Genomic DNA, 23026 nt, shown 5'->3' with positions numbered 1-23026 from the left:
GCGCCGTCGGGGGCGGGCAGGCAACTGAAATGTCGGGGGTCGGGCGGCCGGACGGGCGCTCCTGGACCCTCAGGCGAGGGAGAAGGCCCGGGCGAGGGTGAGGACCTCGACCCGCCGGGCCCCGGCGTCGAGCAGGGCCTGGGCGGCGGCCCGGACGGTGGCGCCGGTGGTGAGCACGTCGTCCACGAGGAGGAAGTCCCGTCCGGCGGCGGAGGCGGTGGCGCGAAAGGCGTCGGCCACGTTGAGGGCGCGCTCGGCCTCGGAGAGGCCCACCTGGCGGCGGGTGGCGCGGGCGCGCCGGAGCACGTCGGGGTCGGCCTCGCGCCCGGTGGCGCGCGCCAGGGCCTGGGCGAGCAGCCATGCCTGGTCATACCCCCGCTCCCGGAAGCGCGAGCCATGCAGGGGCAGGGCGACGAGGGTGGGCGGCGCGCGGGCGAGGAACCGTCCACATTCGGAGACGAGGAGCGCGGCGAGCGCGGGGGCCAGTTCGGGATGGTCCTCGTACTTGAAGCGGTGGATGGCACGGGCGATGGGCCCTTCGTGGGCGAAGGCGGCCCAGGCGCGGGTGAAGGGGGGAGGGGCGTCGTGGCAGCGGGGGCAGGTATGGCGCGGGAAGGCGCCGGGCTCGGCGCAGGTATGGCAGCGCGCCGTGGGCAGCCGTTCCACGGCGAGATCACACGTCTCGCAGAAGGCACCGCGCACGGGCAGCACCTTCGCGCAGGCGATGCACGCGGGCGGATAGAGCAAGTCGAGGAAGTGCTGGAGCACGCATCCGGCGGATGCAACCGCGAGGCCGCCGTGTCTTCTCCCTGGGCTCGTCCGCCCTTCCAGGTCAGGATGAGCTCAAACCGCCAGGGAGACCCATGAAGAAGCTCGCCATCGTCGTCGCCGGGGGCCCCGCCCCGGGCATCAACAGCGTGATTGGAGCGGCCACCATCCGGGCCCGCCTCGCCGGGGTGGACGTCATCGGCCTTCAGGACGGATTCAAGTGGCTCGCCGAGGGTGACACCTCCCACGTCATCCCCCTCACCATCGAGGACACCAGCCGCATCCACTTCCGCGGCGGCTCGTACATCGGCATCTCGCGCGCCAACCCCACGCGCTCTCCCGAGCACCTGCAGCGCACGCTCGAGGGACTGGAGAAGCTCGACGTGGGCATGCTCATCACCGTGGGCGGCGACGGCACCGCCACGCTCGCGCAGATCATCTCCGAGAAGACGCGGGGCCGTATCCGCGTGGTGCACGTGCCCAAGACGATCGACAACGACATCGACTTGCCCGACGACACGAGCACCTTCGGCTTCCAGACGGCGCGCCACGTGGGCGTGGAGATCGTCAAGAACCTCATGGTGGACGCGAAGACGACCTCGCGCTGGTACTTCGTCGTGGCGCAGGGCCGCAAGGCGGGCCACCTGGCGCTCGCCATCGGCAAGGCCGTGGGCGCCACCGTCACCCTCATCCCCGAGGAGTTCCGGGGCAAGAAGGTGCCCTTCGCCACCGTGGCGGACCTGCTCGCCGGCGCGGTCATCAAGCGCCAGGCCTACGGGCGCGCGGATGGCATCGCGCTGCTCGCCGAGGGGCTCGCCGACTGCATCGATCCCGAGGACCTGGCGCGGCACACGGACCTGCCGCGCGACCACATGGGCAACCTGCACGTGGCGGACGTGCAGCTCGGCGAGGTGCTGGAGAAGGGCGTGAAGGAGCGGCTCGCGCAGTTCGGGCTCAAGGCCACGCTCATCCCCAAGTACATCGGCTACGAGGTGCGCTGCGCGGACCCCATCCCGTTCGACATGGAGTACACGCGCGACCTGGGCCACTGCGCGGCGCGCTACATCATCGAGGGCGGCACCGAGGCCGTGGTCTCCATGATCAATGGCCGCTTCCTCGCCGTGCCCTTCGAGCAGATGAAGGACCCCGCCACGGGTCGGCCCCGGGTGCGCATGGTGGACGTGGACTCGGACCGCTACCGCATCGCCCGGAGCTTCATGCTGCGGCTCAAGCGCGAGGACTTCTCCCGCGCCGAGGAGCTGGCGCGCTTCGCCAGGCTCACCGGGCTCACGCCCGAGGCGTTCACCGAGCAGTTCTTCCACCTGGTGAAGGACGAGCCCGAGGTGTCGGTGGACATCGGCCTCGCCCTGGCGGCCAAGCCCAAGCGGGGCGGGCCCGCCGAGGGCTCGGACAAGACGGAAGAGGGCACGCCCATCTCCTGAGCCCGAGGCCGAGGCTACTCGCGCGCGCTCCGGGTCTTGTAGGTGAGCACCGGGGCGAGCGTGGCCACCACGCGCACGAGCCCCGCCTCCACCAGGTCGCCCACCACCCGGTCGATGGCCTTGTAGGCGGGGGGCGCTTCCTCGAAGAGCAGGTCGCGGTCCTCGCAGACGACGTGGCTCTTGAAGGGGGTGCGCTGGAGGGCGTCGGCGGTGAAGCGCTCGCGCATGCGCTCGCGGGCGTGGGTGCGGGTCCACTTGCGGCCGGCCCCGTGCGCCAGGCTGTGGGCATGCGCCTCGCCGTCGCCCAGGGGCCGCACCAGGTAGCTCAGCGCGCCCCGGCTGCCGGGAATCACCACCAGGCCCTCGTCCGAGGGCGCCGCGCCCTTGCGGTGCAGCCAGTGGCGCTCGCCCGCGCGCTGCCTCGGGGTGACGCTGTTGTGGCACACGTCGAGCACGCGGGGGCCGCCCGGGCCCTCGCCCGCGCCCACGCCCCGCATCACGCGCGCGGCGATCGTCGCGCGGTTGGCGCGGGCCCAGCCCACGGCCTGGTCATGCCGCGTGAGGTAGGCGTGGGCCTCGGGGGAGTCCTCGGCGAGGCCGCCCGGGCCGTGCCGGTCCACGTGCGCGCGCAGGATGGCCTCGCCCAGGCCGCGCGAGCCGGAGTGCACGAGGAGGAGCAGCCGCGTGGCGTCCAGCTTCAGCGCGGCGAAGGCGGCGGGGTCGTGCACGGCCTCCACCCGCTGCACCTCGGCGAAGTGGTTGCCGCCGCCCACGGTGCCGAGCGAGGCCTCGAAGCCACACGGCTTCACGCCGTGGCGCGCGAGCATGCCCTCCGCGTCGCCGTCCCAGGGGCCCTCCAGGTCGAGCCGCGCGGCCCAGCGCTCGGGCCGGGCCTTGCGCACGGGCAGGTCCAGGGCCCAGAGCCCCATGCCGCAGCCGATGTCGTTGCCCACGAGGAAGGGATAGAAGACGCCGTGCGAGGCGAACGCGGCGCCCACCGGCGCGCCCTTTCCCGGGTGCAGGTCGGGCAGGCCCACCGCGGCGCGCATGCCGGGCAGGCGCGCCACGGCCTCGAGCTGCCGCAGGGCCTCGCCCTCCACCCACGACTGGGGCGAGGCGATGACGCGGACGGTGGCGGGGTGCTGGGAAGGAGTGTCCATGCCCCCGCCGACGCGCGCGGCCCGCGAGGCCTGACGCGCCGGGCGGGGCACCGCTCGGGGGCGGCTACTTGTGGTACGGCTCGCCCTTGAGGAGCGTGAAGGCGCGGTAGAGCTGCTCCACCAGCACCACGCGCGCCAGGCGGTGGGGCAGCGTCATCTTGGAGAGCGAGAGCACCAGGTCCGCGGACTGCCGCACCCGTTCGTCCAGGCCCTCGTCCCCGCCGATGACGAGGAGGAGGTCCTTGGCGCCATCGCGCGCCTTGCCCACGTAGCGGCTGAACTCCACCGAGTCGAGCAGCTTGCCGCGCTCATCGAGCGCCACGAGCAGGTCCTGCGGCTTCTTCCGGGCGAGCAGGGCCTCGGCCTCGCTCGCCCGGGCGCTTCCCTCGGCCGTGCGGCCCTTCTTGCCGCCGGCCTCGGGCAGCTCCACCAGCTCGAAGCGGGTGTAGTGCGCCAGGCGCGAGGCGTACTCCTGGACCGCGGGCTCGTACAGGCCCGAGCGGTCCCTGCCCACGGAGACGAGGCGGACTTTCAGGCCACCTTCTCCCGGCCCGCGTCGGCCCAGAGGCCCTCGAGGTCATAGTGCGCGCGCATCTCGGCGTGGAAGATGTGGGCCACCACCTCGCCGAAGTCCAGGAGCACCCACTGGCCGGTGTCCATGCCCTCGTGGCCCACGGGCCGCAGGCCCTCGGACTCCTTGAGCTTGATGAGCACGTGCTCGGCCATGCTGGACACCTGGCGGTCGCTCTCGCCCGAGGCCACCACGACGTAGTCCGCGTAGGACGTCATGCCGCGCACGTCGAGCAGGGTGATGTCGACGGCCTTCTTGTCCGACAGCAGGGTGCCGATCTTGCGCGCCAGCGCGTGGGCGCGCGGGTTCTCCTGGATGGAGGGGGCGGCGGTCTCGGCCGTCTTCTTGCGCGCGGCCGTCTTCTTGCGCGCGGGCAGCTTGCGGGCCGTCGCCTTCTTGGCGGTCGTCTTCTTGCGCGCCGAGGGCTTCTTCGCCGCGCTCTTCTTCGCCGCGGGCTTCTTCTTGGTGGTCTTCTTGAGTGCCATACGTGTCCGGCGCACCCTAGCGCACCTGGCCCTGTCCGTGGATGACGTACTTCTGACTGGTCAATTCCTTGAGGCCCATGGGTCCAAAGGCGTGCAGTCGGCTGGTGGAGATGCCGATTTCCGCCCCCAGGCCCAGCTCCCCGCCGTCATTGAAGCGGGTGGAGGCGTTCCAGGCCACGCCGCTGGCCTGGACCTCCCGGGTGAAGCGGCCGGCCACCGAGGCGTCCTGGGTGACGATGGCCTCGGTGTGCTCGCTGCCGTAGCGCGCGATGTGGCCCAGGGCGGCGTCCAGGCCGTCCACCACCTTCACCGCGAGGATGAGGTCCAGGAACTCCTGGCCCCAGTCCTCGGGGACGGCCGGTTTGACCGCCACCCCGGCGTCCGAGAGCACCCGCCGGGTGGCCTCGTCCCCGCGCAGCTCCACGCCCTGGGCCACGAGCGCCCGGCCCACCTGGGGCAGGAAGCGGCCGGCCACGGCGGCGTCCACCAGCAGGCACTCGGCGGCGTTGCACACGCCCGGGCGGCTCGTCTTGGCGTTGAGGGTGATGCGCGCGGCCATGTCCAGGTCCGCCGCGGCGTGCACGTACACGTGGCAGACGCCCTTGTAGTGCTTGACCACCGGGACGCGGGCGTTCTCCGCCACGAAGCGGATGAGCCCCTCGCCCCCGCGCGGGATGCACAGGTCGATGAGGCCCTCCAGCTTGATGAGCTCCAGCAGCGTCTCGCGCTCCCCGGGGGGCACCGCCTGGATGCACGCGGCGGGCAGGCCCGCCTCGGTGAGCCCCGCGGCGAGCGCCCCGGCGATGGCCGCGTTGGAGCGCGCCGCCTCGCTGCCGCCGCGCAAGAGCGCCGCGTTGCCGCTCTTGAGGCAGAGCGCCGCCGCGTCGCTCGTCACGTTGGGCCGGGCCTCGTAGATCATCAGCACCACGCCGAGCGGCAGCCGCACCTTGCGCACGTGCAGGCCATTGGGCCGCTCCCACGCCTCGGTCTGCTCGCCCACGGGGTCCGGCAGGCCGACGATGGCCTCCACCGCGCGGGCCATGCCCTCCACGCGCCCCGCGTCCAGGAGCAGCCGGTCCAGGAAGGCCGAGGGCTTGCCCGCCTCGCGCGCGACCGCCACGTCCTGGGCATTGGCCTCGAGGATGGCGGGCAGCCGGGCGCGCAGGTGGCGGGCCATGGCCCCGAGGGCCGCGTCCTTCTGGGCGGTGGACGCGGTGGCGAGCACGCGCGAGGCCGTCCGGGCGGCCTCGGCGAGGGAGCGCACGTCTTGCTTGGCAAGGGACATGGCTCTCCTCTATCACCTCGCCATGAGCGACGCCCGGGTGGAGCAGTTCAGGAAGATGGCGGAGCAGTTTCCCGACAACGCGATGGCCCAATTCTCCCTGGGCAAGGCCCTGCTGGAGGCCCGGCGCTACGCCGAGGCGGTGGGGGCCCTGGAGTCCGCCGTGCGCCTGGAGCCCGCCTACGCGGCGGCCCTGGTGTCGCTCGGGGATGCCCACGCGGGCGCCGGCCAGACGGCCCAGGCCCGCGAGGTGCTTACCCGGGCCCGGGACACCGCGCTTGCCCAGAGCCACGCGAGCCTCGCCGAGGAGATCGACGAGCGGCTGTCCGGACTGGACTGAGCCCGGCCGGGCACCCCCCGCCCTGGCTCCCACGCCGGCGGCTCACGGCCGCCAGGTGAGGCCCAGCCCGCCCACCTGCCGGAAGTAGGACAGGCCGTTCTGTGGCAGCCGGGTGCCATAGGCCGCGTAGGACAGCTCCACGTCCAGGTGCTCGCTCACCGGGCGCACGAGCCGCACGGACAGCATGTTCTGGGCCTCGTCGTCGTCGAGCAGGATGATCTCCGGCGAGAGGTAGATGCGGTCCGGGTAGAGGTTGAGCCCGAGCGCGCCCTGGCCCAGGAGCATCATCCGCCAGGGCAGGTGCACGCCGACGGTGGCGCCCAGCCGGTGGCGCTGCATGGACTCGCCGAAGCTGTTGGAGCGCGTCTCCAGGTAGGTGTAGGCGAGCGTCAGCGCCAGGGGCCCTTTATAGGTGTAGCCCGCCTGGGCGAGCAGGGCGCCGTCGCTCCGGCGCGGCATGGGCCGGGGGGGCACGTCCGGGGCCAGGCGCGCGGCGCCGGGGTAGCGCCGCGTGCCGTACTCGCCCGATACGCTCAGGGCATGGCGGCGCGCCAGGCGGTAGCGCAGGAGCGCCCCGGCCTCCAGGGCGCCGAAGTTCACGGTGGCGTCCGGACGGAAGAAGAAGCGGTGGGCGCCCAGGCGCAGGCGCAGGGCGAGCCGCGCGTCCGGCGCGTACTCGACGAAGGCCGAGCCCGCCAGGTCCGAGTACGCGCGCGCGCCGCCCCGGCGGTCCTTGACGCGGCCCTCCAGGCCCGCGCCCAGGCTCGGGCCCAGGGCGTGCGAGCCCTCCACGGCGGCGGCCTGCACCCAGGTGTTCTCCTGGCTGAAGTCCAGGTAGGCCCGGCCGCCCCCGTCATATCGCCCCACGAGCTGCCAGCGCTCGGCGGTGTAGCGGCCCTCGGCCGAGGCGAGCAGGCCCAGCACCCAGTCCGAGGTGTCGCCGCGCCCGCTGGCGCTCAGGGTGAAGTCCCGGGGGGCATTGCCGTCGCGCAGCAGCCGACCCGTCACGCGCAGGCGTCCGTCCATGTCGGCGGCCTCCGCGCCACCGGCATGCATCCCGAGCCACACCAGCAGCGCGACGAGGAGCCGTTTCAAGCGGGGCGCACCATACTCCGGGTCCCTTGGCCCCGTCCCCTGCGCGAGAGGGCCCGTGGCGCGCGCGGCTCGCCCCGGGCCCGGCGGTGACGGCATCCCCGCCCCGCCGTTAGATTCCCGGCATGCGCCCTCTTTCCGTGCTCCCCGTGTGTGCCGTGCTCGCGCTCGTGGCCTGCGGCTCCCCCACTTTCGTCGCGGAGGTGAAGGGGGAGACGACCGTGCCCGCCGCGCCCCTGGGCGAGCCCGTGCCGCCGCTCGACGCCTTCCCGGCCATCGCCAGCTTCACCGGCCTGGACTTCAACCTGAATCAGGACTTCCAGAACCAGGGCATCACCAAGGACCAGGTCGCGAGCGCGAAGCTCAGGTCCTTCCAGCTCAAGGTGCTGGCTCCCGCGGACCAGGACTTCGCCTTCCTCGACACCCTGGAGTGCTACGCCCGGACGGGCGATCAGGTGGTTTTGGTGGCGAGCCGGCAGAACATCGCGGCGCTGCGGCTCAGCGCACCCAACCCGGTGCTGTCCCTGGAGCTCACGGACGTGGACCTGCAACCCTTCCTCTCCGCGCCGTCCATGAGCCTGTCCGTGCGCGGCAAGGGCCGGATGCCACCCCGGGATGTGCGCCTGCAGGCCACGGTGACCCTGGACGTGCAGGCGCGGCTATGACCGGCGCGGTCTAGACCGGGCGGACGTTCTCGGCCTGCAGGCCCTTGGGGCCCTTCTTCACCTCGAACTCCACCTTCTGCCCCTCGGCGAGGGTGCGGAAGCCATCGGACTGGATCGCGGTGTGGTGACAGAACACGTCGGGTCCCCCGCTGTCCTGGGTGATGAAGCCAAAGCCCTTCGCGTCGTTGAACCACTTCACCGTTCCACTGGCCATGTTGCTGATCCTTTTTCCCGCCCGCTCGGGCGTGCGTCGCCCGGGCCGTCCGTTCGATCCGAGCGACGTCGAAGTCTATCCGGCTTCGAGGACGGACGGACGGCGAAATCCGCCAGGACGCGCCGCGAGACGTTCATTCACGAACTAGCGCAGCTCGCGGGCCCGGCGCTCCAGGGAGCGGGCGCGCGTGTCCAGCTCGCGCGCGAGCGCCTCGAGCCGCGCCGTCTCCCGCTCCAGGGCGCGCACGTCATCCGGCACGTCACTGGCCAGCGTCTGCGCGCGCACGGTGCCCACCTGCGGTCGGCTGTCGGCGGCCTGGGTGGCGGTCACCGGGGGCTGGGACGTCCCGGCCGCGTCGCCGCCTCTCGGCGCGCCGCCCACGTTCGGCGGGGTGTCCATGCCCGGCTCCGAGGTGGGCGGGGGGGTGGGCGTGGCGGGGGTGGGGTCCCGCTCGGGAGCGCTCTGGACGGCGTCCGCGGTCCCTCCGGTGCTCAGGAGGTTGCCCCCGGTGCGCGGGGTCGCGTTCACCGACATCTTCCCGGTGCTGTCCAGGCGCAGGCTCAGGCGCCGGTCCTGCTCGTCGAACATGGACTCCTCGCCGAGGAAGTCGCTCATGCGCCGGTCCAGCTCCCGCTCCTCGCGCACCTCGGTGAGCCGGGCCCGCAGCAGCTTGAGCCGCTCGCGCACCTTGTCCTCCGAGTCGCGCAGCGCATCCACCTGCTCCAGCAGATCCTCCGAGTCGTCGCTCGTGGCCAGCGAGGGCGGGCTCAGCTCCTGGGAGGCGGGCAGCGAGGCGCGCAGCGTGTCGCGCTCGGCGCGCAGCTCGCGCATCCGGGCGACGAGCTCCGCGCGGGCGTGGCGCTCGCGCGTGGCCTCCCAGGCGGCGCGCACCCGGACGAGCTCCTGCGAGAGCACCGTGTACAGCGCCAGGTTGCCGCGCTCCGCCTCGGACTCGGCGCCGGCGAGCGACTGGGCCAGTCCGGTGAGCTGGCCGGACAGCTCCTGCGAGCGCCGCAGGGCGTCCTGGAGCTCGGGCGTGGCCACCAGCCGGCCCTTCTGCTCCGCCTTGAGCCGCTCGATGTGGGCCGCCAGGGTGTTGAGCTCCAGGCGCAGCCGCTGCTGATTCTCGCGCAGCTCGCGCACCCGGCCCCGCGCGCGCTGGGCCTCCTGGCGCGGCGCGTCCAGTCCCGACGCCGCCCACACGGGCGTCGCCAGGGCGAGGCACAGCAGCAGGGGCAGCCAGGCGCGCTTCATCACCTGTGTCCTATCAGCAAGCCGGATGCCAGGGCCACTGCCCGGCGGGAGGAGTGCTCCACCCGTCAACCCGTGTGGTTCCAGGGGGTTCGGCCAGGCGGTGACGGGCGGCGGCCCGCGGGGGTGATGGAAAACCGATTCGCGCGCCGCGCGGGTGTTGGATTTTCGAGGTTCGCGTCCGGGCTCAGCTGTCCTCGGGCCGCTCTCCCTTGGAGATGAAACCGTATTTCTCCAGCTTGTAGTACAGCGCCGAGGTCTTGATGCCGAGCAGCCGGGCGGTCTCCGTCTTGACGCCCCCGGCCTTCTCGTAGGCGCGCGCGATGAGCTGCCGCTCCAGGTCCTCGAGGATGTCGGGCAGGGGCCGGTCTCCCGAGGGGATGGGCAGTCCGGTCTCCACGCGCGTGCCCGGGCCGTGCAGGTGCGTGGGCAGGTCCTGCGCGCCGAGCGTCTCGCCCTCGGCGAACACGAGCGACTGCTCGATGACGTTCTCCAGCTCGCGCACGTTGCCCGGCCACGCGTAGCGGCCCAACGCGCGCAGGGCGCTGTCGTCCAGGCCCTTGATGCGCTTGTTCACGCGCGGCCCGTGCCGGGTGACGAAGTGCCGCGCGAGCGTGGTGATGTCCTCGGGGCGCTCGCGCAAGGGGGGCAGTTGCAGCGGGACGATGTGCAGCCGGTAGTACAAGTCCTCGCGGAAGCGGCCCGCGCGCACCTCGGCCTGCAGGTCGCGGTGCGTGGCGCTCACCACGCGCACGTCCACCTTGAGCGTCTCCTCGCCGCCCACCCGCTGCAGCTCCTTCTCCTGGAGCACGCGCAGGAGCTTCGTCTGGACGCTGGCGGGAATCTCGCCGATCTCGTCGAGGAAGAGCGTGCCGCCGTCGGCCAGCTCGAAGCGGCCCAGCTTGCGCTTGATGGCGCCGGTGAAGGCGCCGCGCTCGTGGCCGAACAGCTCGCTCTCCAGCAGCGTCTCGGCCAGGGCCGCGCAGTGCACGACGATGAAGGGCCCGTCCTTGCGCGGCGAGCACTGGTGGAGCATGCGCGCCACCAGCTCCTTGCCGGTGCCGGACTCGCCGCGCACGAGCACCGTGGCGTCCGTGGCGGCCGCCTTGCGCACCTGGGTGACGAGCCGCTGCAGGGGCTCGCTGTCGCCCACGAGCAGCCCGCCATGGGTGCGCGCCACGTCGGACTCGAGCGCCTCGGTGCGCGCGGACAGGCGCTCCACCTGCCGGCGCGTGGAGGACAGCTCCAGGCCCTTGTCCACCTTGACGCGCAGCACGTCCGGGGTGAAGGGCTTGGTGATGAAGTCGTAGGCGCCCTGCTGCATGGCCTGCACGGCGGTCTCGATGGTGCCAAACGCGGTGACGACCATGACGACGGCCGCGGGGTCGTGCGCCTTGAGGTTGCGCGTGACGGCGATGCCGTCCATGCCGTCCATCTTCAGGTCCGTGACGACCAGGTCGAACGGCGTCTTCTTGTAGGCGGCGACGCCATCGGCGCCCGAGCGAGCGGCGGTCACGGTGTGGCCGGAGCGGGTGAGGGTGACCGCCATGCCCTCTCGGAGCGTGTCGTGGTCGTCGATGACGAGGATGCGAGCCATGGGCGGGGACCCTATCCCGTTCTGGCGCCCGGACGCGAAGTGGGCACAATGCGCTCCCCATGACGACCCCCGCCCCCTCCGAGCCCCTGCGCGCCCTGCTGTCCGCACATGTCCCTCGGGACACGAAGGAGCACGAGGATCTGGCGCTCATGCGCCGCTTCGCCGCCGAGCTGGAGCAGCCCCTGTCTCGCGCGCAGTCCCGGGCGCACTTCACCGCGAGCGCGGTGGTGGTGGACCCCTCGGGCGAGCGCGTGGCCCTGGTGCTGCACGGCAAGCTCCAGCGCTGGTTGCAGCCCGGAGGACACGTGGAGGAGGCGGACGGGGGCTGCCTGGAGACGTCGGCCCTGCGCGAGGTGCGCGAGGAGACGGGCTGCCGGGTGGCGCTGCACCCGCGCGCCCCGAGGCCGCTGGACGTGGACGTGCACGGCATCGCCGCGCGCAAGAGCGAGCCCGAGCACCTGCACCTGGACGTGCGCTTCCTCGTGGTGGCGGAAAACCCCGAGGCCCTGCTGCATGACCCGAACGAATCCGCGGGGGCCCAGTGGCTCGGGTGGGACGAGGCCCTGGCGCGCACGCAGGGCGAGCTCGCGCTGCGCCGCCTGCTGGAGAAGGCCCGGGCGGTGGTGGGCCAGGGCTGAGCGTCACCTGCCCGCGAGCAGGCGCCAGTGGTACAGCCAGGCGGTGAGCAGCGCCGCGCCGAGGGCCACCGCCATCGCGAAGCCCAGCCACGCGGTGCGGGTGCTTCCTCGCGCGCGGGCGCTCCAGAAGAGGAGCCCGGGGGTGAGTCCGCCGGTGAGCAGCGCGCCCCACCGCACGGCCGCGAGCAGCCCGGGGGCCGCGTGGGCGTCGAAGGGCGCCAGGGGGCGCAGCAGCAGCGTGACCCCGGCGAGCACCAGCAGGTGACACCCCGCCAGCCCCGCGAGGACGCCCTGGGCCGGGGTGCGCTGGACGAGCACGCCCAGCACCGTCAACCCGAAGAGGCCAGCGCACCCCGCGAGCAGGGCGAGGGTCAGGGGCGCGGCGTCGTACCAGGGCGCGCGCTCGTAGGCCTCCTGGGGCCGGGCGCCGAGGAACAGGTGGGTGATGCGGCCCCCGTTGTCCGCCCGGAACGCGATGCGCTCGGAGGACTGGGGATCGTCGGTGGGACGGAACAGCAGCGGCTCGATCTCCACCCAGGACCGCGCGGAGCCGTCCGGCCGCCGGAGGATCAGGGAGGCCCCACCGTACGCGCTCACGTGGACCTCTTGCCGCCAGGCGAGTGAGGCCTCGGAGGTGCCGTAGGCCCGCCAGGTCGTCTGGTAGGAGCCGGCGAAACGCTCGGCGTTTTCCGTGGGGAGCAGCACCAGGATGGGACGCGGCGCGGGGAAGTCCCGGCCGAGCAGGGCCTCGAGCAACTCCATCCGGGCGTGCTGCGCGGCGTTCTTCTCCCCCAGGCCATTGTAGGAGACGAACAGCCCCCACCCGCGCTCGGGCACGAGCGCCAGCAGCGAGATGAACTGGTAGGCGTCGCCCGTATGGCCGATCAACCGCTGGCCATGGACGTGGAACTCCATGAAGCCATGGGCCCACCCGGCCAGCCGGTCATGGTGCGTGAAGTGCTGGCGATGCATCCGCCGCACGGTGTCCTCGCCCAGCACACGCTGGCCGTCCACCTCGCCGCCGCGCAGGTGCGCGAGCATGAAGCGCGAGACGTCCGCCGCCGTCGTGAGCATCGAGCCGCTCGAGGCCACGACCACCCGCTCCACGGGCTCGGCGCGCGGCTGGCCCCGCACCACGTCGTGCCCTCGGGCCACGTCCTGGACGAGCGGGGGCGGCACCGTCCGCCGGAACAGCGTGTGCCGCATGCCCAATGGCTCCCAGACCGTCTCCCGGAGATGGTCCTCGAAGCGCTGGCCGGTGACCCGCTCCACGAGGTGCTGGGCCAGGGTCGTTCCATAGTCCGAGTACGCGGAGAGTTCGCCTGGAGGCCGCACCCGCTGGGGCTCGCGCGTCTGGAGGTACGCCTCCACGGAGTCGGGCACGGGCCCCGCGGGCCAGAGGCGCTCGAGGACCTCGTGGCCTCCCGTGTGCGCCATCAGGTGCCGGAGCGTGAGGGGCCCGTATTCGCCCGGCGGTCGCCGGAGCCCGTCCTCCAGCCAGGTGTTCACGTCGGCGTCCAGGTCGAGCCGCCCCTGCTCGACGAGCCGCATCACCGCCGTCCAGACGAACAGCTTGCCCACCGAGGCCACGCGGAAGCGCGTGCGCTCGGCGTCCACGGGAATACCGCCGCCGACCTCCGCTTCTCCGTAGCCCTGGAGGAGGGCCACCCGCCCGTCGCGCACCACCGCCACGGTCGCCCCGGGAATCCGGTGCTGGGCGAGCTGTCGGGTCACGATCCGGTCGACGGCGGCCTCCAGGGACTCGGCGCGCGCGGGAAGGGCACCCAGGAGCACGAGCACCAGGAGGGTGAGGCCCATTTGGAGGCGGGGGGCGAGGGGCTCGGGCATGAGGCGGGTGTAGCGGACTTCCCTCCCCGGAGGAAACGCCTCACCGTGAGTGCAGGGCGTTCCCGAGGAACGTTCGGGTTCCCGTCACCAGGAGGCCGTCATGGAGCAGCGCGCACTCGGACGTCAGGGCTTGAAGGTGTCCGCCCTGGGTCTGGGCTGTATGGGCATGAGTGATTTCTACGGCGCGCGGGATGACGCGCACTCCATCGCCGTCATCCACCGGGCCCTGGAGCGGGGTCTGGACTTCCTCGACACCGCGGACATGTACGGCCCCTTCACCAACGAGCAGTTGGTGGGCCGGGCGATCGCGGACCGGCGCGACCGGGTCGTCCTCGCCACCAAGTTCGGCAACATGCGCACGCAAGACGGGGCCTATCTCGGCATCAACGGCAAGCCCGCCTACGTGCGCGAGGCCTGTGAGGCCTCGCTCAAGCGCCTGGGGGTCGACCACATCGATCTCTACTACCAGCACCGCGTGGACCCCACGGTCCCCATCGAGGAGACGGTGGGCGCCATGGCGGAGCTGGTGAAGCAGGGCAAGGTGCGCTACCTGGGCCTGTCCGAGGCCTCGCCCTCCACCATCCGCCGCGCCCACGCCGTGCACCCCATCAGCGCGCTGCAGACGGAGTACTCGCTCTGGAGTCGGGACCCCGAGGACGAGCTCCTCCCCACGGTGCGCGCGCTGGGCATCGGCTTCGTCGCCTACAGCCCGCTGGGCCGGGGCTTCCTCACCGGCCGCTTCCGCAGCGTGGAGGACCTGGAGCCCGGGGACTACCGCCGCAACAGCCCGCGCTTCCAGGGGGAGAACTTCGCCAAGAACCTCCAACTGGTGGACAAGGTGAACCAGCTCGCCGCGCGCAAGAGTGTCCAGGCTTCCCAGCTCGCGCTCGCGTGGGTGCTCGCGCGGGGAGAGGACATCGTGCCCATTCCCGGCACCAAGCGGCTGCCCTACCTGGAGGAGAACCTGGCCGCCGCGGACATCCGCTTGTCCGCCGAGGAGCTGCGGGAACTCGACGCGATCGCGCCCCTGGGGGCCGCCGCGGGCCTGCGCTACCCCGAGGCCAACATGAAGTCCCTCAACCGCTGAGCCGGGCCGTCACTTGCCCGGAGCGGGTGGGGGGACGGGGTGGCGGGGCAGCCGCACGGCGAAACGGGTGCCCTCGCCCTCCAGGGACGTCACCCGGATGCGCCCGCCGTGGGCGAGCACGAGCTGCCGGGTGATGTAGAGCCCCAGGCCCACGCTGCCCGCGCCATTGCCCGCCTGCCGACCCCGGCGAAAGGGCTCGAAGAGGTCCGGCAGACTCGCCGGGTCGATGGGCGAGCCCTCGTTGTGGATCTCCACGAGCACCGTGCTGGGCTCCCCCGCGCAGCGCACCCGCACCATCGAGCCCGGCGGGCTGTGCTGGATGGCGTTGCCCACGAGGTTGCCGAGCACCTGCGCGAGCCGGTCGCCATCCCACTCGCCGTGGCCGTCGCCCTCCTGGCTGAAGTCCAGCGGGCGCTCCGGGTGGCTCGCGGCGAACTCCTCCACCACGCCCCGGGTCACCTCGAAGAGGTCCGCGCGCTTGCGGTCCACGGGGATGCCGCCGCCGAGCCGCGCCTGGCTGAAGTCCAGCAGGTCGCGGATGAGGCGGGTGGAGCGGTCCGTGGCGGTGATGATGCGCGTGAGGCTCTTGCTCTGGCGCTCGTCCAGGCCCGTGCGCGCGAGCAGCGTGGAGGCGGAGATGCGGATGACGCTCAGGGGGTTGCGCAGGTCGTGGCTCACGATGCCGAGGATCTGCCGCTCGAACTCGGCGAGCTGGCGCGCCTCGGCCTCCTGCTGCTTCTGCACCGTGATGTCCACGCACGCGCCCGTCATGTAGAGCGGGCGGCCGTGGGCGTCCACGAACGTCTTGCCCTTGCTGCTCAGCCAGTGCACGCGCTCGTCCGGCCACATCACGCGGAAGTCCATCTCGAAGTCCGCGCCCTCGGTGGCGCACGCGCGGGTGCGGCGGCGCGCCTCCTCGCGCTCCTCGGGGTGCACCAGGGCGAGGAACTCGTCGATCGTCTGCACGGTGCGGCCCGGGGGCAGCCCGAAGAGCTGGTCCAGGTTCTCGTCCCACTCCAGGCCGCCGGTGCGCAGGTCCCAGCGCAGGGTGCCGGTGCCACTGGCCCACAGGGCCGCGCGCAGCCGCTCGTCGCGCTCCTGGAGCGTGGCCTCCATGCGCTCGCGCTCGGCGAGCACGTGGCGCAGTTGGGTCTCACTCGCCTCGGCGGCGGCGCGCGCCTGCTGGGCGGACTCGTAGAGCCGGGCGCGCTCCAGCGCCTGCGCGCCCTGCCGCGCCAGGGCGAGGAAGAAGTCCTGCTCGTCGGGTTGGAGCACGCGCCGGCGGGTGAAGTTCACCACCAGGGCGCCCATGACGCCCCGGCTGCCGCGCAGCGGCATCACCGCCGAGGCCTCGAAGGGCAGCCCCTGCCGGGCGAGCCCCGGGTAGCGGTGGTCGCGCTCCTCGCGGGTGGAGTAGGTGACGAGCCGGTCCTGGTTCACCGCCTCGGCCACGGCCACGGGGGCATCCAGGGGGATGTGCTCCAGGCCCCGCGACAGCTCGCGCGCGCCGGGTCCCACGGCCTCGAGCGCGGGCGCGTCCTCGGCCATGAGCCACACCGCGCCCGCCTGGGCATCCAGCGCCGCCTGGCCCTGGGTGATGATGACGTCGAGCACCTGCCGGGGCGAGGGGGCCTCGGAGAGGGCGGCGGTGACGGCCTGGAGCCGGGAGATGCGCTCCTGGGCCCGGCGCTGGCCGTCGATGTTCGCGTTGGTGCCGAACCAGCGCAGCACCCGGCCGCGCGCGTCGCGCAGGGGCTGGGCGCGCAAGAGGTGCCAGTGGTCCTGGCCCTCGGGCCCCCTCAGGCGGGCCTCCACCTCGAAGGGCTCGCCGGTGGCCAGGCTGTGCCGCCAGTGCTCCAAGAGCCGCGGCTGGTCATCCGGGTGCACCGCCTCCATCCACCGCGAGGGCTCGCCCGGGGGCACGTCCAGGGTGTCCAGGCCACGGCGGCTCACGTAGTCCATCTGCCCGTCGGGGCGGCTCGCCCAGATGGTGTGCGGCAGCACCTCCGCGAGGGTGCGGAACTGCTGCTGGGCCTCGTGCAGCCGCATGGCCTGGCGCAGGATGTGCGCGAGCCGCTCGGCGGTGAGCGCGGACTTGCCCAGGTAGTCCGTGGCGCCCGCCTTCATGAGCTCCACGGCCGTCTGCTCGTCGCCCTGGCCGGTGAGCATGATGATGGGCGTCTCCACCAGGGCGGCGCGCGCCTCGCGCAGCACCTGGAGCCCGTCGCGGCCCGGCATCTGGAAGTCGAGCAGGGCGCAGTCGAAGGGCTCGCGCAGCAGCGCGGCGAGCGCGGCCGAGCCGTCCTCCACCTCGACGAGCTGCGCGCTGACGCCCGCCTTGAGCAGGGCGCGCCGCACCGCGAGCCGGTCCACCGCGTCGTCGTCCGCCACCAGCAGGCGCAGCCGTTGATCCTCCATGTGCTCCTCGGGCTTCACGGCAGCTCCACCCGCGTCCAGTATGCGTTGAGCGCGGCCATCAACTCCACGAAAGCCGGAGAGGTGACGGGTTTGAGCAGGTAGCCGGCGACATGGTGGGCGTAGCTCTGCACCCGGTCCCGGTCGTCGTTGGAGGTGGTGAGCACCACGACGGGCGTGCTGCTGAGCGCGGGGTCGGAGCGGATGGCGCTCAGGAACTCCAGGCCATTCATCCGGGGCATGTTGAGGTCCAGCAGGATGAGCCGGTTGTTGGCGGGCACCTGTCCCTCGCGCAGCATCTCCAGGGCCTGCTGGCCGTCCTGTGCCAGGTGCAGCACGCTCTGGATGTTGCTCTTCTTGAAGGCGCGCTGCACGTGCATCACGTCCACCGAGTCATCCTCCACCAGGAGGATGTTGAGCCGCTTGGGGGGGAGGTTCATCGGCCTTCATCCGCGGACATGTGGGGCCAGGTGAAGAAGAAGGTGGCGCCCTGGCCCGGCGTGGACTCCAGCCAGGCGCGGCCACCGCGCGCCTCCACGCTCTTCTTCACCACGGACAGGCCGATGCCGGTGCTCTCCACCTCGTCGCGCGCGCGCAGCGTCTGGAAGATGCCCCAGATGCGCTCATGGTACTCGGGCGCGATGCCGGGGCCGTTGTCGCACACGGAGAACTCCCAGAAGTCTCCCGCCGCGCGCACGCCCACGCGCACGCGGGCGTCGGCGTGGGTGGCGTGCTTGAAGGCGTTGCCCAACAGGTTGAGGAACACCTGCTGCAAGGGCACGCGCTCGGCGCGCTGGAGCACGGGCAGGCCCGCGGGAAGCTCCACCTGCGTGCCCTCGGGGGGATCGAGCAGCTCCACGCACTCGGCGACGAGCCGGCCCACGTCCACGCGCTCGGGCCGCCCGCGCATCCGGCCCGCGCGGCTGTAGTCGAGGATGCCGTTGATGAGCGACTCCATGCGCTGGACCCGCCCGCGCAACAGCCCCATCTGCTCGCGCGTCTCGCCGGTCATCACCCCCTGCAGGTCGTCCTCGATCCACTGCGACAGGTTGGCGATGCCGCGCAAGGGGGCCTTCAGGTCGTGGCTGGCCACGTAGGCGAACTGGTCCAGCTCCTGGTTGCTGCGCTCGAGCGCGCCGATGAGCCGCTCGCGCTCGGCCTCGGCCTGCTTGCGCTCGGTGATGTCCAGCACCACGGTGGCCACGCCCAGGGTGCTGCCCTCCGCCGAGCGCACGGGCGCGTAGCGCGCCAGCCACGCGCGCTCCTCGCCCGAGGGCAGCCGCGTGGTGGACTCCACCGTCTGGGTCTCCCCCGTCTCCAGCGCCTTGACGAGCGACTGGACGACGAGCGCCGCGCCCGGGCCCTCGGTGGACACGGCGCCGGTGAGGGCGGTGTCGGGTCCATCCCCGGGGGGGCGGTTGAGGTCACGCAGGGCGCGGTTGACGCGCACGAAGCACAGGAGCCGGTCGAACAGCGCGATGCCCGCGGGGGCCGCGTCCAGCAGGGTGTCGAGCATGGCCCGGGCCTGTTCGGCCTGGTGCCGCTCGTGCTGGGCGCGGCTCACCGCGTCCTGGCTCGCGCGGTACATGCGCGTGTTGTCCAGGGCGAGCGCCGCGCGCCGCGCGAACTCCTCGGCCAGGGGAAGGTCCGCGGCGGAGAAGGCGCGGTGGGGCTGGGACTGGGCGAGCGTGATGGCGCCCAGGGTCCGGCCGTGCACCACCATGGGCACCGTCATGCTCGAACACAGCCCCACCTCCGACAGCAGCTGGAACTCCTCGGGGTCCTTGGCCAGGCTGGAGAGCATGGCGTCGGTGATGGTCTCCAGCAGCTCCGGCTCGCCCGTGCGGATGACGTACCCGGTGCCGTGCGTGGCGTTGCCCAGGTCCACCGGCGAGCGGCGCGCCAGCTCCCAGACCAGGGCCTCGCGCGTGGGGTCCGCGTGGGTCACCGCCGAGCGCTCCACGCGCTCCTCCGGCCCCACCAGGTCCACGGTGCACCAGTCCGCCAGCCGGGGCACCGCCAGCCGGGTGAAGTGCCGCAGCGCCTCCTCCGGGTCCAGCGTGAGCGCCAGCAGGGAGCTCGCCTCGGCGAGGAAGCTGTGGATGTCGGAGGTGCGCTTCTGATCGTCGATGTCGGTGCAGGTGCCGAACCAGCGCAGCACGCGGCCCTGGGCATCCCGCACCGGGATGGCGCGCACGAGGAACCAGCGCCACACGCCATCCAGGCGGCGGCAGCGCTGCTCCACCTCCAGGGACTCGCCCGTGGCCAGGCTGTGGCGCCAGCGCGCGTCGTACTCGGGCAGGTCGTCCGGATGGAACGCGCGCATCCAGGCGTCCCCCTGGCACTCCTCTGGCGACAAGCCCGTGTACTCGAACCAGCGGTGGTTGAGGTAGTCCTGCACCCCGTCGGGACGGGCCGTCCAGACCATCTGCGGCAGGGCCTCGGCGAGCAGGCGGAACTGGTCGCGCTCGGTGTCGAGCCGCTGCTCCGGCGCCGCGCCGCCCATGGGAGCGCGCAGGGGCCGCTGCGCGGTGACATCTCCATCGAGAGGGCGGGACACGTCGCGGACTCCTTCACTGAGAACGGGGGAGCACCTGCCCGAGACGTCCTCCATGCGCCGTCGGCGGCCCCCCTGGATGCTCCTGCTTAACCCGGAGCAGGGTACGCCATCCTGGAGGCGATGCCAGCGGTGTCGTCCGCGCAACAAGGCGGCCGAGGGGGTTCATTTCCCTTGGACGGGAGGCATCCCCGGGGAAGGCCCGGCCGGTCGTCCGTCCACGGGACGAGGGGCCTGGGACCCGAGGGGCAGGGCGAGCTCGAAGGTCGTTCCGCCCGGCGTAATCAGGAGACTCAGCTCCCCCCCGTGGGCCCGGGCGATCTTCCGCGACAGGGGCAGGCCCAGGCCGGTGCCCTTCTCCCGCGTGGTGAAGAAGGGCTCGAAGACGCGCTCGCGCTCGGCCTCGGGAATGCCCGCGCCCTCATCCCGCACCTGGATGCGGTAGCTCGGGCCCGCGTCCCGCCCCGTCACCTGGACGCGGCCACCGGGTGCCGAGGCCTGCACCGCGTTCTTCACCAGGTTCACCACCGCCGCGGTCAGCAGGCTGCCATCGGCCTCCAGCATCGCCGCGTCCGCCACCACCACCACCTCCACGTGCCGCGCCGCGGCATCCGCGGCGAGCAGGTCACTCGCCTCGCGCAGGAGCGCCAGCGCGGCCACGGGCGCGCGAGACACGGGCTGCTCGCGGGCGAAGGCGAGGAAGTCCTCCACGATGCGCTGCAGATAGGCGGCCTCGTGCTGGATGCGCGTCACGTGGCCGCCCGCGTCCTGGAGCGCGCCCGCGGCCAGGTCCTCGGCGAGCAGACCGGAGAAGAGGGAGATGCCCCCGAGGGGGTTGCGCACCTCGTGGGCCACGCCCGCCAGCATGAGCTTGAGCTGCCGGTCCCGGCTCTCCAGGGCGCCGCGCATCACCTCCAGCTCGCGCGCGAGCACGCCAATCTCCCGCGTGGGCTCGGGGGGCACGGGCGTGGTCAGATCTCCCCGCCCGATGCGCAAGGCCGAGTCCATGAGCCGCCGCAGGGGCCGGGCGAGGCCCCGCGCGGTGACGAGCGCCACCAGGGCGAGCACCCCGAGCGCGCCCACGCTCGCCGCCGCGAAGGATCGCGACAGGCGCGCGAGCGGTCCGAAGAAGGCGGCGCTGCCCTCCACGGCCACGGCGCCCACCACCTGGCCCTCGCGGCGCACGGGGGCGTAGCCCGTCTTGTAGAGCAGCCCGTCCGAGCCCTGGAAGAGCACCTGGCTGGCGGCGCGCTGGCCCGCGAAGACCCGCGACAGCTCCAGCCTGTCCCGCGCGAGCTCGGGCGCCTCGGCGCCCACGGGCAGCCCGCCACCCACGTCCACGCGCACCCGCCCCGCGGTGTCCACGAGGAAGACGCGCCGCAGCCCGCTGGCGTCGCGCACGTCGGTGAGCTGGCGCACGAGGTTGCGCCAGGTGCGCGTCTCCGTGACGTCGTCGCCGGGCTCGAGCGTGAGCATGCGCTCGCCGTTGACCTGGGCGGCGGTGGCCGCGGCGAGCGCGGACAGGCTCGTGCCCAGCTCGTCCTCGAGGATGGAGCGGGCGAGCGCGTAGACGGCGGTGCCGGTGAGGGCGAGAAAGAGCAGCGTGGGCACGAGGAACGCCCCGAGCAGGCGCGCGGAGAGCGAGCCGAGGGTGTCCTTCACACGGGGGAGCCAGCGCATGCCCCCGAGCCTATCCCGGGCCCGCTTCAGTCGAACATGGCCCCGAGCGCCTCGGACAGCGTCTCCACGCCCACCACCTCCAGCTTGGAGCCCTCCAGCCGGCGCGCGCTGCCCTTGGGGATGACGGCGCGCTGGAAGCCCATCTTCGCCGCCTCGGCGAGCCGGGGCTCCACCTGGCCCACGGCGCGCACCTCGCCGGCGAGGCCCACCTCCCCGAGCACCAGCGTCTGCGCTTCCAGGGGCCGGTTCTGCAGGCTGCTCACCAGCGCCGCGCACACGGCCAGGTCACACGCGGGCTCGGACAGTTGCATGCCGCCGGCCACGTTGACGAACAGGTCGCAGCCCACGAGCGGGATGTCCTCCTTCTTCTCCAGCACCGCGGCGAGCAGCGCCACGCGGTTGCCGTCCACGCCGATGGCCGTGCGCCGCGCCGTGCCGTAGCCCGTGGGGGCCACCAGCGCCTGGACTTCCACCAGGAGGGGCCGGGTGCCGTTGAGCGTGCACGTCACCACGCTGCCCGCCTTGCCCGCGGGGCGCTCGGCGAGGAAGAGCGCCGAGGGGTCCGCCACCTCCACCAGCCCGGCGCCCTTCATCTCGAAGACGCCGATCTCGTTCGTGGAGCCGAAGCGGTTCTTGTGCGCGCGGAGGATCCGGAAGGGGTGGCCACGCTCGCCCTCGAAGTAGAGCACCGTGTCCACCATGTGCTCGAGCACGCGGGGGCCGGCGATGGAGCCCTCCTTCGTCACGTGGCCCACGAGGAAGGTGGGCACGCCGCTGCGCTTGGCGAAGGCCATGAAGCGCCCGGCCACCTCGCGCACCTGGGAGATGCTGCCCGGGGCGCTGCCGAGCTCCGGCAGGTACATGGTCTGGATGGAGTCCACCACCAGCGCCCGGGGCTTGAGCGACTCGGCCACGGTGAGCACCCGCTCCGCGTCCGTCTCCGCGAACAGGTGGATGGAGTCGCCCTCCACCTTCAGGCGCTCGGCGCGCATCTTCGTCTGGCGCAGTGACTCCTCACCCGACACGTAGAGCACCGGGCCCGCGAGTCCCAACCGGTCGAGCGCCGCGAGCAACAGCGTGGACTTGCCGATGCCGGGGTCGCCGCCGAGCAGCACGAGCGAGCCGTCCACCACGCCCCCGCCGAGCACCCGGTCGAACTCGGTGATGCCCGTCTGCCGGCGCTGCTCCTGCTCGCCGCTCACCTCGCGCAGCCGCACGGGCTTGGACGCGCCCCCCGAGGCGCCCCAGGCCGGACGCTTCTCGTCCACCTTGGCCTCGGTCTCCTCGGCCAGGGAGCTCCACGCGCCGCAGTCCGGGCACTTGCCCATCCACTTCGCCGACTGATACCCGCACGCCTGACACGCGTAATGCGTCTTCGCCTTCGCCATGGACTGCGTTCTCTAGCGCACCCGTCCCACGTTGCCCCGGCTTTCGCACACCGGCCCCCGCCCGCCTGCCCTGCACTGGGCCCGCTGGAGGGCAGGCAGGCGGGCGTGAGGGGGGTGCTGAATCTGACGGGTCAAGTTGTGCGGAGGGGAGGGGAGTCCCAACTTGCTTTCCACTGGGGCCGCACGGTGCGGCGCCCGATCAAGGAGAGCGAAGATGAGCATTCTCTGGTTCATCGTGGTGGGTCTGGTGGCGGGTCTGATCGCGCGTGCTCTGGTTCCGGGCCGTCAGTCCATGGGTCTCATCGCGACCATGCTGCTGGGTATCGTGGGCTCCTTCGTGGGCGGTTTCATCGGCGCCCTGTTCTCGCCGGGTCGCAGCGTGTTCGACCTCCAGGCCTCGGGCCTCATCATGTCGGTCATCGGTTCCATCGTGGTGCTGTTCCTGGCCGGTTGGGCGGGCAGGGGCCGTCGCATCCACGCCTAAGGTCGGGGGCTTGAGCGGGGCATGACCCCGCCGCGAGTCCTCGGACATCCGGAACGCCCGGG

21 protein-coding genes are annotated in these 23026 nt (G+C 72.8%); 6 read left to right on the top strand and 15 right to left on the bottom strand.

Annotated features, from left to right (window positions below):
- Nucleotides 1–69 precede the first annotated feature (69 nt).
- Nucleotides 70–768 carry a phosphoribosyltransferase family protein gene (locus tag I3V78_RS35345; protein ID WP_204494855.1) on the bottom strand — a complete coding sequence of 233 codons (699 nt, stop codon included), beginning with the start codon at nucleotides 766–768 and terminating at the stop codon, nucleotides 70–72.
- A gap of 95 nt (nucleotides 769–863) precedes the next feature.
- On the opposite strand from I3V78_RS35345, the gene pfp reads away from it, so the two are divergent.
- Nucleotides 864–2210, top strand: a complete 1347-nt coding sequence (pfp, locus tag I3V78_RS35340) for a diphosphate--fructose-6-phosphate 1-phosphotransferase (RefSeq protein ID WP_204494854.1) — start codon at nucleotides 864–866, stop codon at nucleotides 2208–2210.
- Between the two features lie 14 nt (nucleotides 2211–2224).
- On the opposite strand, the gene I3V78_RS35335 is transcribed toward pfp, so the two are convergent.
- The 4 genes from I3V78_RS35335 to I3V78_RS35320 form a co-directional block, all read right to left on the bottom strand.
- Complete coding sequence (locus I3V78_RS35335) at nucleotides 2225–3370, bottom strand: RNA ligase RtcB family protein (protein WP_204494853.1); 1146 nt, start codon at nucleotides 3368–3370, stop codon at nucleotides 2225–2227.
- A gap of 64 nt (nucleotides 3371–3434) precedes the next feature.
- Nucleotides 3435–3905 carry a 23S rRNA (pseudouridine(1915)-N(3))-methyltransferase RlmH gene (locus I3V78_RS35330; RefSeq protein ID WP_204496911.1) on the bottom strand — a complete coding sequence of 157 codons (471 nt, stop codon included), beginning with the start codon at nucleotides 3903–3905 and terminating at the stop codon, nucleotides 3435–3437.
- Nucleotides 3902–4426, bottom strand: coding sequence for a ribosome silencing factor (rsfS, locus tag I3V78_RS35325; protein WP_204494851.1), 525 nt, complete (start codon nucleotides 4424–4426; stop codon nucleotides 3902–3904). The genes I3V78_RS35330 and rsfS overlap by 4 nt, the downstream gene beginning before the upstream one ends.
- A 16-nt stretch (nucleotides 4427–4442) precedes the next feature.
- Nucleotides 4443–5711, bottom strand: a complete 1269-nt coding sequence (locus tag I3V78_RS35320; RefSeq protein WP_204494850.1) for a glutamate-5-semialdehyde dehydrogenase — start codon at nucleotides 5709–5711, stop codon at nucleotides 4443–4445.
- Between I3V78_RS35320 and I3V78_RS35315 the strand changes: the two genes are divergently transcribed.
- Nucleotides 5710–6048, top strand: a complete 339-nt coding sequence (locus I3V78_RS35315) for a tetratricopeptide repeat protein (RefSeq protein WP_204494848.1) — start codon at nucleotides 5710–5712, stop codon at nucleotides 6046–6048. The two genes, I3V78_RS35320 and I3V78_RS35315, sit on opposite strands and share 2 nt — an antisense overlap.
- A 42-nt stretch (nucleotides 6049–6090) precedes the next feature.
- Here the strand turns inward: I3V78_RS35315 and I3V78_RS35310 are convergent, their stop codons facing one another.
- Complete coding sequence (locus I3V78_RS35310; RefSeq protein WP_204494846.1) at nucleotides 6091–7143, bottom strand: hypothetical protein; 1053 nt, start codon at nucleotides 7141–7143, stop codon at nucleotides 6091–6093.
- Between the two features lie 122 nt (nucleotides 7144–7265).
- Here I3V78_RS35310 and I3V78_RS35305 point away from each other — a divergent pair, with 122 nt between their 5' ends.
- Entirely contained in the window at nucleotides 7266–7805 is a 540-nt protein-coding gene (locus I3V78_RS35305) for a hypothetical protein (protein ID WP_204494844.1), read from the top strand.
- A 10-nt stretch (nucleotides 7806–7815) separates the two neighbouring features.
- On the opposite strand, the gene I3V78_RS35300 is transcribed toward I3V78_RS35305, so the two are convergent.
- The 3 genes from I3V78_RS35300 to I3V78_RS35290 form a co-directional block, all read right to left on the bottom strand.
- Nucleotides 7816–8019: a cold-shock protein gene (locus I3V78_RS35300; protein ID WP_204494842.1), complete on the bottom strand. Its 204-nt coding sequence runs from the start codon at nucleotides 8017–8019 to the stop codon at nucleotides 7816–7818.
- A gap of 144 nt (nucleotides 8020–8163) precedes the next feature.
- Complete coding sequence (locus I3V78_RS35295) at nucleotides 8164–9273, bottom strand: coiled-coil domain-containing protein (protein ID WP_204494840.1); 1110 nt, start codon at nucleotides 9271–9273, stop codon at nucleotides 8164–8166.
- Nucleotides 9274–9457: 184 nt separating this feature from the next.
- Nucleotides 9458–10867, bottom strand: coding sequence for a sigma-54-dependent transcriptional regulator (locus I3V78_RS35290; RefSeq protein WP_204494838.1), 1410 nt, complete (start codon nucleotides 10865–10867; stop codon nucleotides 9458–9460).
- 59 nt (nucleotides 10868–10926) lie between these two features.
- On the opposite strand from I3V78_RS35290, the gene I3V78_RS35285 reads away from it, so the two are divergent.
- A complete protein-coding gene (locus I3V78_RS35285; protein WP_204494835.1) occupies nucleotides 10927–11505 on the top strand; it encodes an NUDIX hydrolase in 579 nt (192 codons plus the stop codon).
- A 3-nt stretch (nucleotides 11506–11508) separates the two neighbouring features.
- On the opposite strand, the gene I3V78_RS35280 is transcribed toward I3V78_RS35285, so the two are convergent.
- Nucleotides 11509–13353, bottom strand: coding sequence for a serine hydrolase domain-containing protein (locus I3V78_RS35280; protein WP_204494833.1), 1845 nt, complete (start codon nucleotides 13351–13353; stop codon nucleotides 11509–11511).
- Nucleotides 13354–13453: 100 nt separating this feature from the next.
- On the opposite strand from I3V78_RS35280, the gene I3V78_RS35275 reads away from it, so the two are divergent.
- The gene (locus I3V78_RS35275) at nucleotides 13454–14440 is read left to right on the top strand and encodes an aldo/keto reductase (protein ID WP_204494831.1); all 987 of its coding nucleotides are present in this window, start codon (nucleotides 13454–13456) and stop codon (nucleotides 14438–14440) included.
- 9 nt (nucleotides 14441–14449) lie between these two features.
- Here the strand turns inward: I3V78_RS35275 and I3V78_RS35270 are convergent, their stop codons facing one another.
- The 5 genes from I3V78_RS35270 to radA all read right to left on the bottom strand — a co-directional run bounded on the left by I3V78_RS35270 (nucleotide 14450) and on the right by radA (nucleotide 22480).
- Nucleotides 14450–16876 carry a PAS domain-containing protein gene (locus I3V78_RS35270; RefSeq protein ID WP_204494829.1) on the bottom strand — a complete coding sequence of 809 codons (2427 nt, stop codon included), beginning with the start codon at nucleotides 16874–16876 and terminating at the stop codon, nucleotides 14450–14452.
- Nucleotides 16873–17295, bottom strand: a complete 423-nt coding sequence (locus I3V78_RS35265; protein WP_204494826.1) for a response regulator — start codon at nucleotides 17293–17295, stop codon at nucleotides 16873–16875. The genes I3V78_RS35270 and I3V78_RS35265 overlap by 4 nt, the downstream gene beginning before the upstream one ends.
- A complete protein-coding gene (locus tag I3V78_RS35260) occupies nucleotides 17292–19415 on the bottom strand; it encodes a PAS domain-containing protein (protein WP_204494824.1) in 2124 nt (707 codons plus the stop codon). Before I3V78_RS35260 ends, I3V78_RS35265 begins: the two co-directional genes overlap by 4 nt.
- A gap of 162 nt (nucleotides 19416–19577) precedes the next feature.
- Nucleotides 19578–21092 (bottom strand): sensor histidine kinase, encoded by a 1515-nt coding sequence (locus I3V78_RS35255; RefSeq protein WP_204494822.1) that lies wholly within the window; start codon nucleotides 21090–21092, stop codon nucleotides 19578–19580.
- Nucleotides 21093–21118: 26 nt separating this feature from the next.
- Nucleotides 21119–22480 (bottom strand): DNA repair protein RadA, encoded by a 1362-nt coding sequence (radA, locus tag I3V78_RS35250; RefSeq protein WP_204494820.1) that lies wholly within the window; start codon nucleotides 22478–22480, stop codon nucleotides 21119–21121.
- Nucleotides 22481–22694: 214 nt separating this feature from the next.
- On the opposite strand from radA, the gene I3V78_RS35245 reads away from it, so the two are divergent.
- On the top strand, nucleotides 22695–22964 hold the full coding sequence (locus I3V78_RS35245) for a GlsB/YeaQ/YmgE family stress response membrane protein (RefSeq protein WP_204494818.1): 270 nt from the start codon (nucleotides 22695–22697) through the stop codon (nucleotides 22962–22964).
- Nucleotides 22965–23026: the final 62 nt, after the last annotated feature.

It is taken from the genome of Archangium primigenium (assembly GCF_016904885.1).
Lineage (GTDB): Bacteria > Myxococcota > Myxococcia > Myxococcales > Myxococcaceae > Cystobacter > Cystobacter primigenius.
The sequence above is the reverse complement of the archived record's forward strand: the minus strand, read 5'-3'. Positions and strand labels throughout refer to the sequence as shown.